Here is a 13,536-nt window from a genome sequence, read left to right on the forward strand (position 1 = left end):
AATGAGTCGGCTGCGGCTGGCTATTGTAGTGCCGCCATCCTGTCATTTTCAAGCAAATTGACTTCATCGACGGTAGAGGAATTGTATGGCGTTTGACTGGATGCCGGTGGCGATCGTCGCCGCTTTGTTGGGGATGATCATCGTGATCATGCAGTGGCTCGCGTTGCGGCGTTTGCAGGCTTTGCTGACGACGGCGCAGGGCGTCGACGCCGAGGCGCTGATGCGGGCGTTAAAAGACCAGGACGCCGCCTTGAGGCAGGGCTTAAGCGAATTCAGGAAGGAACTCCGGGAGGTTAGCGCGGACAATCGGCGCGAGTTGCAGGAGGCGTTTAAAAATCTCCAGGATACCTTGCTGAACCGGATCGCCGAAAACCAGCGCACCCAGCATGTACAGATGGATGCGTTCAAGACGGGTCTGAACAACCTATCCGAAAGGCTGATCAATAACGCGAACGAGTTCAGGGAAAGCGTCGGTCGGTCGTTTCAGGCCACCGGCGAGTCGTTGAACCGCCAGCAGCAGGAAGCGAATCAATTGGCCAAGGCCAGCATCAACGAAATTCGGGAAACGATCGAAAAGCAGTTGCAGGCGATCCGGGAGGACAATACCCGGCAGTTGAACGAGATGCGCCGGACCGTCGACGAAAAACTGCACAATACGCTGGAGCAGCGTCTCGGAGAGTCGTTCAAGCTGGTCAGCGACCGGCTGGATCAGGTACACAAAGGACTCGGCGAGATGCAGACACTGGCGGTCGGCGTCGGCGACCTGAAGAAGGTGCTGTCCAATGTGAAGACGCGCGGCATCCTCGGCGAATACCAGCTCGGCAACATTCTGGAGCAAATCCTGGCGCCCGAGCAATACGACGTGAACGTCGCGACCAAGAAAGGCAGTCAGGCGAATGTCGAATACGCGGTCAAATTGCCGGGTAAGGCCGACGACAAGACCGTCTGGTTGCCGATCGATTCGAAATTTCCGCTCGAAAGCTATCAGCTGCTGCTCGGTGCCTTGGACGAAGGCAATCCCGTGGCGGTCGATGCGGCGCAAAAACAGTTATTGAAGGCGATCGAAAGTTTCGCGAAGGACATCGCCGGCAAATACCTCGACCCGCCGCATACGACCGATTTCGCGATCATGTTTTTGCCGGTCGAAAGTTTGTACGCGGAAGTCCTGCGTTCTCCGGAGCTGTTCGAAAAGCTGCAGCGCACTTACCGGGTCACGATTACCGGACCCACGACCTTGTCGGCTTTGTTGAACAGCCTGCACATGGGATTTCGGACGCTGGCCGTGCAACAACGCAGCAGCGAGGTCTGGAAGGTGCTGGCCGAGGTGAAGACCGAGTTCGGCAAATATTCGGAGTTGTTGGATACCGTCTACAAGCAGATCACGACCGCATCGAATTCACTGGAAAGGCTCAAAACGACGCGCACCGCGGCGATGGAAAGAAAATTGCGCGGCGTCGAGATACTGGGCGTCGAGAGCGATGTGGCGCCGATCGCATTGCCGGAGCCGGATTAAAGCATATCCGCTGAGATTTGACCGGCCACCGATCTTGAAATGAGCGCGGGGACTGACCCGGTGCGGCGCACGTTATCCGCGGCTTAGGCCAGTTCCCGGTGCCGGCTAGGGTTGTTGCGGTAAAATGGCCGGCAGGTGCGACCGGATGTCGGCCGGACTCAGGTTGGCGAGATTTTTGTCCAGTTCAAGGCAGATGTGCGTTTTCACATGGTTCGGCGTGTGCTGCCTGATCAAGCCTAAAACGGACGGGTCGGCGATCACGATCAATCGGTCGAAGCGGTTGGTGTTATGCGCATGTTCGATGTAATGCACGATTTGGGTCGCGAATAATTCGGCCTCGTGCTTTTTCGGATCGGTCTCTTGTTCGAAGGCATGGCCGCCGCCGAGTCCGCCCGGATTCTTGATTTTACCGGGCAGGTCCGACGTCATCTCCCGGTCATGCATGCGCCCCTCCTCGTGGACCAGGGTATCGAATTCCTCCAATGGCGAGGAAGACGATTCGGTCTGAAAAAAACGCGCGCGCGTATGATCTGCAACAACTACCCAGGTGGTCATAGGTGTATCCTCAATGATTGATTAATGGGGGTCTGGAGTCAACACTGATTATTGTGCGCGGAAGCCTTGTGATTGGCTATTGGTATGATTACCTAGCGCTTTCCTGCAAAAAAACGGCGGCGGGTATTCAAGTCCGCGCAAAGGCTTTATGATATGGGCTTATAGGTTTCGGCCACCCAGACCCCATCTCTCGCTTGACCAGAAAAAAACGCCACTCAAAACACAGGCACTCCCCGCCGCCGGCGCTTCGGGCCACCCTCTACAAATTCGCTTGCCAGGCCCTGTTGGCCTTCGTGGCTTCATCGGTCGGATTTTGTCTGCTGTTTCGTTGGCTGCCGCTGCCGACGACCGCGTTCATGCTGAACCGCCATGTCGAGGATTTCCGTTACGAGACCACCTTCAAGTCGATAGACTACCGTTGGGTAGGCGCCAATAGGATTTCGCCAGCCGCTTACCAGGCGGTGATCGCGTCCGAGGACCAGCGTTTTTTCGACCATGCGGGGTTCGATTTCCGCTCGATTCAGGCGGCGGTCGATAACTATGCCGAGGGACGCCGCCTCAGGGGCGCCAGCACGATTTCGCAGCAGGTCGCGAAAAACCTGTTTTTAAGTCCGTCCAAAAGCTTCATCCGCAAAGGCTTCGAGGTCTGGTTTACGCTCCTCCTGGAGACGTTCTGGAGTAAGGAGCGGATTTTGACCGTTTATTTGAACATCGCGGAATTCGGCGATCATCTGTTCGGCATCGAGGCGGCGAGCCAGCGCTATTTCGGCAGCCCGGCCAGTCAATTGAGCCGCGCGCAGGCGGCCCTGCTCGCGGCGACGCTGCCGAATCCGCTGCGCCTGAAGGCGGCGCGTCCGTCGTCCTACGTGCATGCGCGGCAACAATGGATTCTCCGGCAAATGCGCCATATCGCCTATCCACGTTGAGGCCGCTTCAATGGTTGCACTTTATGTTGAATGCACGATACGGCCTTCCATTGAACATCGGTTTTAGCCCTGGGTCTTACCCGCAGAGGAAATTTATATGAAAAAGTTTGTCATGTTGACGATGCTGTTTGCCAGCCTGATGCGAGGCGGCGAGAGCCGGGCCGAAGACAATCCGCAATGGGCCGTCGCGACCTTCGCGGGCGGTTGTTTCTGGTGCACCGAAGCCGGCTTTGAAAAACTGCCCGGCGTCAAAAAAGTCGTCTCGGGATACAGCGGCGGTCAGGTCGCCAATCCTTCCTACGAAGAGGTGAGCACGGGCAAGACCGGTCATGTCGAAAGCGTGCAGGTTTATTTCGATCCGGGCGAAATCGATTATGCGACGCTGCTGCAAGGCTTCTGGCGCATGATCGATCCGACCGACGGCGGCGGCCAGTTTGTCGACCGCGGCAATCAGTACCGTTCGGTGATTTTTTATCATAATGACGAACAAAAAGCCCTGGCCGAAAAATCCCTCGCGGAACTGGCCGCATCGAAACGCTATTCGGCGCCGCTCGTGACCGAAATCCGGAAGTTCGAGCATTTTTATCCGGCCGAGGATAAACATCAGGATTATTACAAAAACAATCCGCTGATCTACAAATTTTGGCGCTACCGGTCCGGCCGCGATCAATATCTCGAAAAAACCTGGGGCGCCGATCTGCACTTGGCAATTGCCCAAAAACCACAGGCAGGCTCCTTTACCAAGCCTTCCAAGGAAGAATTGGCCAAGCGCCTGACCGAACTGCAATATCAAGTCACTCAGGAAGAAGCGACCGAGACGCCGTTCGATAATCCCTACTGGAATGAAAAGCATGATGGCATCTATGTCGATGTGGTCAGCGGCGAGCCGCTGTTTTCGTCGAAGGATAAATACGATTCCGGCACCGGCTGGCCGAGCTTTTCGAAACCCTTGGTCGAAGACAATCTCGTCAAGAAAAAGGATTTTCTGTTGATCATTCCGCGCACCGAGGTGCGCAGCCGCGCCGCCGACTCGCATCTCGGGCATGTGTTCACCGACGGCCCAGAGCCGACCGGGTTGCGTTATTGCATCAATTCGGCCGCGCTGCGCTTCATTCCGGTAGAAGACATGGAAAAACAAGGCTATGGCAAGTTTTTGCCTGCCTTCGGAAAATAATCAATTGCCGAGGCGCGGCGCAACCGCCGGCCCGAACTATGATAAAATCCAGCATTTATGACAATGTTGCGGCGTTCACGCCCCTTAGGCGGACGGCGCCGGCAAGCCTGAGTTTAGCGCCTCAATGACCCCAGCTTCTGAAGCCAATCAACTGATAGACCGTTTCGGCAGAAAGATCGACTACCTGCGCATCTCGATCACCGACCGCTGCGACTTCCGCTGCGTCTATTGCATGGCCGAGGAGATGACGTTCCTGCCGCGCGCGCAGATCCTGACGCTCGAAGAGATCGAGACGATCGCGGCCGCCTTTACCGAACTCGGCGTCAAAAAAATCCGCATTACCGGCGGCGAACCCTTGGTCAGGAAAGGCGCGCTGGACTTGTTCGAACATCTCGGCAGGCTCCAGGGACTGAAGGAACTGGTGATCACGACCAACGGCGCGCAGCTCGAAACGATGGCCCCGGCCTTGAAAAAAGCCGGCGTCAAACGGATCAACATCAGCCTCGACTCGCTGGACCCTGCAAAATTCAAGGCGATCACCCGCACCGGCAATCTGCAAACCGTGCTGAACGGCATCGCGGCCGCGAAAGCCGAGGGGTTCGAGCGGATCAAGATCAATACGGTCGTGCTGAAAGACAGCAATCACACCGAAGTCTGCGATCTGGTGCAGTTTGCGGTCGACAGCGAGATCGACATCAGCTTCATCGAGGAAATGCCGCTCGGCGTCGTCGAACACCACGACCGTTCGCTAGCCTATTATTCGAGCGATCTGATCAAGAAGGATTTGGCGGCGCGCTTTGCATTGCTCGCGACGACCGAAAAGACCGGCGGCCCGTCGAACTATTTTAGAGTCGCAGGCACCCTTACCCGCGTCGGATTCATCTCGCCGCACAGCCACAATTTCTGCAGCACCTGCAACCGGGTCCGGCTGACCGCCGAAGGCCGCCTGCTGCTCTGTCTAGGCAACGAACATTCGGTCGATCTGAAACAAGTGGTGCGCGCGCATCCGGGCGATATCGACCTGTTGAAACAAACCCTGATCGATGCGATGCAGATCAAACCGGCCCAGCACGAATTCAACCTGCAAGAACAGCCGGTGATCCTGCGCTACATGAACATGACCGGCGGCTAGGCCCGTCCCCTTTTCTCTATTAATCGAGCTTTTTGATGTCTTTTGAACAACTCGGCCTTGCCGCGCCGCTTCTCAAAGCGGTCGCGGAACAGGGCTATCTGACCCCGACCCCGATCCAACAGCAAACGATCCCCTTGATTCTCGACGGCCGGGACGTACTGGCCGGCGCGCAAACCGGCACCGGCAAGACCGCCAGCTTCACGCTGCCGCTGTTGCAGCTTTTGGCCGAATCCGATATTAAACCGCAAAAACCGCGCAAGATCCGTGCGCTGATTCTGGCACCGACCCGCGAACTGGCTGCGCAGGTCTATGACAGCGTCAGGGCCTACGGCAAGCATTTGCCGTTATTCGCCGAAGTGATCGTCGGCGGCGTCAGCATCAACGGCCAGATCCGCAGCCTGCAAAGGGGCTGCGACATCGTCGTCGCGACGCCGGGGCGCTTGCTCGATCATCTGCTGCAAAGACACATCGACCTGTCGCATCTGCAAATGTTGGTGCTCGACGAGGCCGACCGGATGCTCGACATGGGTTTCCTGCCGGACATCCGCAGGATCATCGGCCACTTGCCGAAACAGAAGCAAAGCCTGCTGTTTTCGGCGACCTTTCCGGAGGAGATCAAGGGGCTCGCGAAGCAGTTGCTGCATGAACCGGCCGAGGTGTCGGTCGCGCCGCACAATACGACCGCGGACAATATCAAGGAGCTGTGCTACGGCATCGGCAAGGAATACAAGCGCGAGCTCTTGTCTTATCTGATCGGCAGCAACAACTGGAAACAGGTGCTGATCTTCGTGCGCACCAAGCACGGCGCGGACCGGCTCGAAAAGCAGTTGATCAAGGACGGCATCCGCACCGCCGCGCTGCACGGCGACAAATCGCAGGGCGCGCGGACAAGGGCCCTCGAACAGTTCAAGGCCGGCCAGGTCGCCGCCCTCGTCGCGACCGACATCGCCGCGCGCGGTCTCGACATCGACGACTTGCCGCATGTGATCAATTTCGATCTGCCGCAGGTGCCGGAAGACTACATTCACCGGATCGGCCGCACCGGCCGCGCGGGCGCGAACGGCGAGGCGATTTCGCTGGTTTGTCCGGAGGAAGCCTATCAGCTTGCCCAGATCGAAAAACTGCTCGGACGCGAACTGCCCAGGGTTGCCGACACCGGTTATGAACCGGTATCGCTGAAAGTAGAGAATCGTTCGAATCCGAAGGCGCCCAAGAATCCGTCCGGCAAAAAAGATTACCGGCACCACAAGAAAACGCCGAATCGCGGCGGCAAGCCGGCGGGCAAACCGCCGCGGCGCGCTCCGGCCAAGTAGCGGGGCAGGGCGGGGAAGTCGCGTTCTCGTCCCCGCCAAAGGCCTGCATTTCATCTTGATCTTTCCGAAAGCAAGTTGCTATGCTATCGGAATTTAATAACTATTACCGAGGAGCCAACTGATGTCGATTTTGAATTCGCTAACCAAGCGCTCGCGCCTGAATTCCGCAATCAAGCAAACCAAGGAAGCCCGCAAGAGCGAAGGCAGCAAAGCGGAGTATCTGTTCAAGAAAGTCTATGAAGACTATGCCGACATCGTGCATGACGATCCGTTGCGGGCGGAAGCCCTTTATAATTGGGGGAATGCGTTATTTCTCCAAGCCAATACCAAGACCGGCGAAGAGTCTCTGGCTCTTTACCGCGATGCGATTTTGAAATTCGCCTTTTGTCTGACGCTGGACCCGAATTATCTGGCGGCCGCGATCGACGGCGGCGTTTGCTATATGGATATGGCGAGGCTGCAAAACGCGGCGAAAAACTCCGAACTGTATGTGAAGGCGCAACACGAATTCGAAATAGCCAATTCGATTCAGGCCGGCGCGGCCTCCTACAACCTCGCCTGCATCCATGCGTTGCGCGGAGAGGGCGAGGCTTGCCTGAAAGCCCTGGAAACATCACGCGACAAGGGCTACCTGCCCGAGACGCAAAGCATCGCGAGCGATCCGGACATGGCGAGCGTGCAGAACCAGGCCTGGTTTGTCGAGTTTTTGGAATCCCGGACTAAGAAGCCGGAAGAAGCGGCTCAGCCGGCAGAAGAAACGGTTGCCGATGAGGCGTCTGAAACGGAAGAAGACAAAACTTCAGCCGACGCTTGAAAGAGCGGGGGCAAATCGCTTACTGTCGACATCACTTGCGGGGGCAGGTTTTGCAATGGCAATAGATGCTAAATTATTGCTTGGCTTCAAGACCTGGCCCCGATCATTCCGCGCAATTTAACCAAATGCGCCTGTAACGGCTGAACCCATTAAATCAGCTCGCCACCCACTGGATCAGAATTGAGCCATTCGGCGTCCTCAGCAGACATGGCTGCCGTTGTGTCGCATTGGGCGAGCAACTCATCAAGCGTGTATTTACGCTTGGGTTTGGGATCGATAATAATCCGGCCGCGATCTATTTCCATGGCTACTTGGGAGCCGACTTTGATATGTAATTGGTCAAGAAATGCGCGCGGCAAGGCTAACATTATTGAACCTCCCACCTTTCTAACTGTTGTGGTATGCATGAAATCGCCCTCAGATAACCTGGGTTATATTTTTGTATAACTGTAACAGTTGACACCGGACCATTCAAAGAAAATCCCAAAAATTTTAACTAAAACAGGTTCTGGCTTTTTAGTCGGTACCTTAACAGTAGCTACTACGCGGCTTCCATGTTGATTAGCTAAAAATTGGTCAAAGCCAAAAACAAAGATTTTTACCCGCAGGTGTCGCGCCGTTTTGCAATCGTTTGCAAACGGCTGGATAGGCTATCCGTCAAGCCGCAGCCACGGCGTGCTGAATCAGCCCCATTTGATAGAGCCGGTTCAAATCGATGCCGTAGGTTTCCGGTCTGACGATTTGCTTGATCGTATAAGGTTTTCCGCTGGCATCCAGATCGAGTTTCGCCAAGTCTATTATGCGCGGGCTTCGCGGCTTTTTGTTTTCGTTCAGCAACAGGATGATTTTCGGCCTGATTTTAAGCTTCGGATTCACTTCGACGACGATGGCGACTTCTCCGTTATTCATTTCCACAACGCTGCCGGGCGGGTAGATGCCAAGGCATTGAATAAACTTATAGATTAATCCCGAATCCAGATGTGTGCCGCCAGCCTTGAGCATGGTATTGATCGTATCCATATGCGTTCGCCCCTTTTGGTAGATACGGTCACTCGTCATCGCGTCATACATATCGACGATGGCTACCATGCGCGTATAAGGCGTGATCTGCTCGGAGTTCAGCTTTCTCGGATAGCCCGTGCCGTCCAATTTCTCATGATGGCAATAGGCCACATCGATCGCGCCCGCATACATGTCGGAACTCGACATCAATAGCTTCCAGCCTAATTCGGCGTGGCTCTGCATGATATTGCGTTCGGCAGGGGTCAGTTTGCCCGGTTTATTCAAAATCGGCAGCGGCACGCGCATTTTACCCATGTCGTGCATCATGCCGCACAGGCCGAGATGATTCAATTCCTGGACCGAAAGGTTCAGATGCCTGCCGAGCGCAATGGCCAGTATGCAAACATTCATACTGTGCTGAGAAGTATACAGATCCTTATTTTTAAGCTGGGTCATCCATAACAAGGCATCCGGCGACTGCAAAATGCTGTTTACGCATTCCGCGACGAACTTTTCCGCAATTTGAACGTTGATGCTGTTGCCGAGCTGGACTTCATCCATGAAGCTTTTGATCAGATGGCTGGCCTTTCGGTAGGTAGTGCCCGCCCGCTCGATTTCCTGTTCAAAACTAGCGTTCTTCTTCGGCGGTGTACGGCTTTCCAGCCAGCCCTTGCTATAAGGCGTACCGGGTGATTCGCGGATTAAATTGTTTTGTTTGATGACATCGATAAATACATAGTCGCAGTGCTGCTGAACGGCATCGATGTCGGCCTGATTTTTTAACTCGAAGCCTTGAAACAAAAAAGGCGTCTCCAGCCACGGCCGATCGAGCTTTGATACATACATTCCTACCCGGAGGTCACTCGCCTGTATTTTCAGTAAAGAGCTCTGGGTATCTAGAAAAATATTATCATCGTCGTCAAACATAATGGACTCGTTTCAAACTGTGTGATCGATGCAGGAAAAAGACGCATTTAGCCTTAATAGCCTAGCGCTATACACAACTATCGTCATACCTGGCTGGAAGCTGGCTTCCAGGGCCAAGGGCGACGAGCTTAAAACCCTCTTGTTGCCTCGGCAACGGCGCTGTCCAGAGACCCCCCACGTGGTGGCGCGCTTCTGACCGCTGTTCCGTATGCGATTCTACCTCCCACCTCCTTGTGGCCGCATCTTCTGCTTCCTTACAGTCGTGGATTCCGGCATCCGGAGGAAGTATATAAGAATAGTCCTTAAACGAGCATCCTACCCGACTCTCTTGAATGATAAAAAATTTTCACAACCGAATCCTTAACGGTTCGTTTATCCGGACTCTCTGCGGCGTATTCTATAGATCGATTTGCAAGGAGCCGGTGGGCATTCATCGGCGATCATTTTTTTTCAGACGATACATCGCCGAAATATCCTCATCACCGTAACCTTCGGCCATCAGCCGTTCATAATCCCTGACCGACATGTCGCTGAGCGGAATTTCGACGCCGACTTCGGCCGCCATTGCCTGACAGATTTTCAGATCCTTGTGATGCAGGGCGAGCTTGAAGCCGGGCTTGAAAATGCCCTGCGTCATCGTCAGGCCGCGCTTGTCCAGAAACCAGTTGCCGGCCGCGCCGCCTCCGATCACCTCGATCACCTTGTCCATCGGCAGGTCTTGTGCTTCGGCGAAGGCCAGGGCCTCGGTGACCGCCTCGTTAATGCCCGCGCACATGATCTGATTGACCGCCTTGGTCGCCTGGCCGGCACCGGTCGGCCCCATGTAGAGTATCCGCGTCGCCATTGCCGAGAGTACCGGCTTTGCTTTTTCGAACACGGCTTGATCGCCGCCTATCATCATCGCCAGCGTGCCGTTCTTCGCGCCTTCGACACCGCCCGACACCGGCGCATCGAGAAAGAACGCCTGCTGCTCGGCCAGCCTGCGGGCGGCTTCTTGTGCGGTGCGGCGGCTGACGGTCGACATATCGACCACGATCGTTCCGGGCCTGACCGTTTGCCGTATCGCGTCGACGACCGCGAGCACATCCGGGTCGGCCGAGACGCAAAGCAAAACGACATCAACCGCGCCGGCCAGGTCCGCAATGCTGCTGAACGCGGTGACTCCGAGTATTTCCGCGAGCGCTTCGGCGGTCGCCGGGGTACGATTGTAAACGCCCGTCAAAAAATCGGCCTTGGCCAGATTCCGGGCCATGCCCGCGCCCATGCCGCCGAGTCCGATCATGCCTGCTCTCATGCTTTCTCCAGATAGGTGTAGGAGGTCAAGCCGGCGCTGAGTTCCTGTTCGTAAGCGCGCCGTTCCTGTTCGCCGAGCCCGCTGGCGGCCAGTTTGTCGCGGTAGGCGTCCTTCAATTCCTCGGGGCTGATATGCACGTAATCGAGCAGGTCGGACACATGCTCGCCTTCCTGCAAATCGAAAAAATGATAGCCGTGTTCGTCCAGCTCGATATTGATCGAGTGGGTGTCGCCGAACAGGTTGTGCATGTCGCCGAGGATTTCCTGGTAGGCGCCGACCATGAAGAAGCCGATCAGGTAAGGCTCGCGGCTGTCGATCCGGTGCACCGGCAGCGTTTTTTCTATGTTCTGGCCGTCGATATACTGGTCGATGCGGCCGTCCGAATCGCAGGTCAAGTCCTGTAATACCGCGCGCCGGGTCGGTTCTTCATCGAGTCGATGAATCGGCATGATCGGGAAGATCTGGTCGATGCCCCAGATGTCCGGCATCGACTGAAACAGCGAAAAGTTGCAGAACACCTTGTCGGCCAGTTTTTCGTTCAATTCCTGCAAAATCGCCTCTTCGCTCTGCGTGTTCGGATTCAGCCGGTGCTGCAATTGCCGGCACAGCAGCGCGTAGGCGTTTTCGGCATTGGCGAGGCCTTCGATGTCGAGTTTGTCCTGCGCAAAGCGCGCGCGCGCTTCCGCGAGCTCGAACTGCGCGTCATGGTACAGTTCGACCGGATTGATGCGCTCCGCCAGGGCCGGCGGCTCGCCGTCCCGGTAAGGCGACTCAATGTCGGTCACGTTGGTGATCAAGACCGCATGATGGGCGGTGATTGCGCGTCCCGACTCGGTGATGATGTCAGGCTCTGGCGCCTGTTTTTCCGCGCAAATCTCGGAGAAGCTGCGCACGATGTTCTGCGCGTATTCGTCGACGCTGTAATTCATCGAGGATTCGCGCCGCGACCGGCTGCCGTCATAATCGACGCCGAGGCCGCCGCCCGCATCGACGATGCGGATCGGCGCGCCGAGGCGGCGCAGTTCGACATAGAACTGGCCGGCTTCCTTCAACGCGACTTTGATGTCGTGGATGTTCGCGATCTGCGAGCCCATGTGAAAATGCATCAGTTTCAGCGAATCGAGCAGATCGGCCTGTTTCAGGCCTTTGACCAATTGCAGGAGTTCGTGCGCGTGCAGGCCGAATTTGGATTTTTCGCCGCCGCTGTTTTGCCATTTGCCGGCGCTGATGCTCGACAATCTGACGCGCACGCCGATATTCGGCTTGATGTTCAGTTTGCGCGATTCTTCGATGATCAATTCCAGTTCGATCGGCTTTTCGATCACCAGATACAGATCGAGGCCCATTTTCTGTCCGATCAATGCGAGGCGGATATAGGCTCTGTCCTTGTAACCGTTGCAGACCACCACTTTTTGATTCGACAAGGCCATGATCGCCAGGAGTTCCGGTTTGCTGCCGGCTTCGAGGCCGATGTGATCGGCCTTCAGGATGCCCTCGACGACCTGGCGCTGCTGATTGACCTTGATCGGATATACCGGCGTGTAACGGCCCTGGTAGTCGTATTTCGCACAGGCTTTCTCGAACGCCCGGTTCAGCCGGTTGACCTTGTCCTTCAGTATGTCGGTGAAGCGCACCAGCACCGGCAGCGACAGGTTTTTTTCATGCAGCGAGTGGGCGATTTCGTATAAATCCAGCTCCACGTTCTGGTCGGAACTCGGCTTCACGCTGACATGCCCCGCCGCGTTGATCGTAAAATAACCGTCTCCCCAGCTGTCGATCGCATAGGTTTCCGCGGAATCGCGGAGGGTCCAGTATGGGTAAGCAGTCGAATTCAAAGTTGATCTCCAAGATGACGTATGTGCGGAATTCTAATATATAATGCGTGCTATTTTACCCGTTTATTCTTACAGGAACGCAAATGATCAATCCCAACGAATGGTTTACCGAAGAAGCGCCCGGCGTCGCCTCGGCCTTTTCGCTGAAAATCAAGAAAAAGCTGCACGAAGAGCAGTCGCCATTTCAACATTTGGAAATCTACGAAACTGAAAGCTTCGGCAACCTGATGGTGATCGACGGCTGCACGATGGTGTCGACGCGCGACAACTTTTTTTATCATGAGATGATCAGTCACCCGGCGCTCTATACCCACCCCGATCCGAAACGGGTCTGGATCATCGGCGGCGGCGATTGCGGCACGTTGAGGGAAGTCTTGAAACATCCGTCGGTCGAAAAGGCGGTGCAGATCGACATCGACGAGCGCGTCACCCGCCTGGCCGAGATCTATTTCCCGGAACTGTGTGAGTCGAACAACGATCCGCGCGCGGATTTGAAATTCATCGACGGCATCCAATGGGTCAAGGACGCCGAGCCGAATTCGGTCGACATCATCATCGTCGACAGCACCGACCCGGCGGGTCCTGCCGAAGGCTTGTTCAGCGAGGCGTTTTACCGCGACTGCTTTAACTGTCTATCCGCAAACGGCATGGTCGTGCAGCAAAGCGAATCGGCGCTGTTTTACATGAAGCTGATCGGCGAAATGCGCGGCGCGATGCAGTCCGCAGGCTTTGCCCATTTGCAGACCCTGTTCTTCCCGCAATGCATCTATCCGTCCGGCTGGTGGAGCGCGACGATCGCGGGCAAGAGCAGCCTGAAGCAGTTCCGCGAGCAGGACGCGGCGAGTAAGCCTTTCGATACGACTTTTTACAACGTCGATATGCACAAGGCCGCGTTGGCGCAGCCGGAGTTTTTCAAAAAGGCGTTCGGCGGCTGAGCGCTGATTTTTATTGTCTAAACCTGCGTCTATACTTAAGATAAGGCAGGGCGGGGTGGCCCCAGTTTCCCCGTTCTCATCCTCGGCGGTTTTCAGCCGCCCATTTCGCTACCGCG

At 55.9% G+C, this 13,536-nt stretch carries 12 protein-coding genes; 7 read left to right on the top strand and 5 right to left on the bottom strand.

The annotated features are described in order from the left end of the window. Nucleotides 1-85 precede the first annotated feature (85 nt). Nucleotides 86-1,513 (top strand): DNA recombination protein RmuC, encoded by a 1,428-nt coding sequence (rmuC, locus tag ACEPPP_RS14895; protein ID WP_374087970.1) that lies wholly within the window; start codon nucleotides 86-88, stop codon nucleotides 1,511-1,513. A 105-nt stretch (nucleotides 1,514-1,618) separates the two neighbouring features. Here the strand turns inward: rmuC and ACEPPP_RS14900 are convergent, their stop codons facing one another. Continuing rightward, a complete protein-coding gene (locus ACEPPP_RS14900) occupies nucleotides 1,619-2,068 on the bottom strand; it encodes a host attachment protein (protein WP_374087972.1) in 450 nt (149 codons plus the stop codon). A gap of 194 nt (nucleotides 2,069-2,262) precedes the next feature. On the opposite strand from ACEPPP_RS14900, the gene mtgA reads away from it, so the two are divergent. The 5 genes from mtgA to ACEPPP_RS14925 all read left to right on the top strand — a co-directional run bounded on the left by mtgA (nucleotide 2,263) and on the right by ACEPPP_RS14925 (nucleotide 7,427). Beyond that, a complete protein-coding gene (gene mtgA, locus ACEPPP_RS14905; RefSeq protein ID WP_374087974.1) occupies nucleotides 2,263-2,994 on the top strand; it encodes a monofunctional biosynthetic peptidoglycan transglycosylase in 732 nt (243 codons plus the stop codon). 139 nt (nucleotides 2,995-3,133) lie between these two features. Further along, nucleotides 3,134-4,168 (top strand): peptide-methionine (R)-S-oxide reductase MsrB, encoded by a 1,035-nt coding sequence (msrB, locus tag ACEPPP_RS14910; RefSeq protein ID WP_374090934.1) that lies wholly within the window; start codon nucleotides 3,134-3,136, stop codon nucleotides 4,166-4,168. Between the two features lie 124 nt (nucleotides 4,169-4,292). Next, nucleotides 4,293-5,300, top strand: coding sequence for a GTP 3',8-cyclase MoaA (gene moaA / locus ACEPPP_RS14915; protein ID WP_374087976.1), 1,008 nt, complete (start codon nucleotides 4,293-4,295; stop codon nucleotides 5,298-5,300). Between the two features lie 35 nt (nucleotides 5,301-5,335). After that, on the top strand, nucleotides 5,336-6,613 hold the full coding sequence (locus tag ACEPPP_RS14920; protein ID WP_374087978.1) for a DEAD/DEAH box helicase: 1,278 nt from the start codon (nucleotides 5,336-5,338) through the stop codon (nucleotides 6,611-6,613). A 121-nt stretch (nucleotides 6,614-6,734) separates the two neighbouring features. After that, entirely contained in the window at nucleotides 6,735-7,427 is a 693-nt protein-coding gene (locus tag ACEPPP_RS14925) for a hypothetical protein (RefSeq protein ID WP_374087980.1), read from the top strand. 149 nt (nucleotides 7,428-7,576) lie between these two features. Here ACEPPP_RS14925 and ACEPPP_RS14930 read toward each other — a convergent pair whose 3' ends face one another. The 4 genes from ACEPPP_RS14930 to speA all read right to left on the bottom strand — a co-directional run bounded on the left by ACEPPP_RS14930 (nucleotide 7,577) and on the right by speA (nucleotide 12,485). Beyond that, on the bottom strand, nucleotides 7,577-7,795 hold the full coding sequence (locus tag ACEPPP_RS14930; RefSeq protein ID WP_374087982.1) for an AbrB/MazE/SpoVT family DNA-binding domain-containing protein: 219 nt from the start codon (nucleotides 7,793-7,795) through the stop codon (nucleotides 7,577-7,579). A gap of 289 nt (nucleotides 7,796-8,084) precedes the next feature. Beyond that, nucleotides 8,085-9,275: an HD-GYP domain-containing protein gene (locus ACEPPP_RS14935; RefSeq protein WP_374087984.1), complete on the bottom strand. Its 1,191-nt coding sequence runs from the start codon at nucleotides 9,273-9,275 to the stop codon at nucleotides 8,085-8,087. A gap of 511 nt (nucleotides 9,276-9,786) precedes the next feature. Then, on the bottom strand, nucleotides 9,787-10,650 hold the full coding sequence (locus ACEPPP_RS14940; protein ID WP_374087986.1) for an NAD(P)-dependent oxidoreductase: 864 nt from the start codon (nucleotides 10,648-10,650) through the stop codon (nucleotides 9,787-9,789). After that, on the bottom strand, nucleotides 10,647-12,485 hold the full coding sequence (gene speA / locus ACEPPP_RS14945) for a biosynthetic arginine decarboxylase (protein WP_374087988.1): 1,839 nt from the start codon (nucleotides 12,483-12,485) through the stop codon (nucleotides 10,647-10,649). Before speA ends, ACEPPP_RS14940 begins: the two co-directional genes overlap by 4 nt. A gap of 83 nt (nucleotides 12,486-12,568) precedes the next feature. Between speA and speE the strand changes: the two genes are divergently transcribed. Next, a complete protein-coding gene (speE, locus tag ACEPPP_RS14950) occupies nucleotides 12,569-13,420 on the top strand; it encodes a polyamine aminopropyltransferase (protein WP_374087990.1) in 852 nt (283 codons plus the stop codon). The last annotated feature ends 116 nt before the right edge of the window (nucleotides 13,421-13,536 follow it).

Source organism: Methylomicrobium lacus (assembly GCF_041897535.1).
Classification (GTDB): domain Bacteria; phylum Pseudomonadota; class Gammaproteobacteria; order Methylococcales; family Methylomonadaceae; genus Methylomicrobium; species Methylomicrobium lacus_A.

Excerpts from the sequence above, each read along its gene's own strand:
- ACEPPP_RS14930 (WP_374087982.1), bottom strand. The coding sequence starts at position 7,795 with ATGTTAGCCTTGCCGCGCGCATTTCTTGACCAATTACATATCAAAGTC.
- speE (WP_374087990.1), top strand. The coding sequence starts at position 12,569 with ATGATCAATCCCAACGAATGGTTTACCGAAGAAGCGCCCGGCGTCGCC.
- ACEPPP_RS14900 (WP_374087972.1), bottom strand. The coding sequence starts at position 2,068 with ATGACCACCTGGGTAGTTGTTGCAGATCATACGCGCGCGCGTTTTTTT.
- ACEPPP_RS14920 (WP_374087978.1), top strand. The coding sequence starts at position 5,336 with ATGTCTTTTGAACAACTCGGCCTTGCCGCGCCGCTTCTCAAAGCGGTC.
- ACEPPP_RS14940 (WP_374087986.1), bottom strand. The coding sequence starts at position 10,650 with ATGAGAGCAGGCATGATCGGACTCGGCGGCATGGGCGCGGGCATGGCC.
- moaA (WP_374087976.1), top strand. The coding sequence starts at position 4,293 with ATGACCCCAGCTTCTGAAGCCAATCAACTGATAGACCGTTTCGGCAGA.
- rmuC (WP_374087970.1), top strand. The coding sequence starts at position 86 with ATGGCGTTTGACTGGATGCCGGTGGCGATCGTCGCCGCTTTGTTGGGG.
- ACEPPP_RS14925 (WP_374087980.1), top strand. The coding sequence starts at position 6,735 with ATGTCGATTTTGAATTCGCTAACCAAGCGCTCGCGCCTGAATTCCGCA.
- ACEPPP_RS14935 (WP_374087984.1), bottom strand. The coding sequence starts at position 9,275 with ATGTATGTATCAAAGCTCGATCGGCCGTGGCTGGAGACGCCTTTTTTG.
- msrB (WP_374090934.1), top strand. The coding sequence starts at position 3,134 with ATGCGAGGCGGCGAGAGCCGGGCCGAAGACAATCCGCAATGGGCCGTC.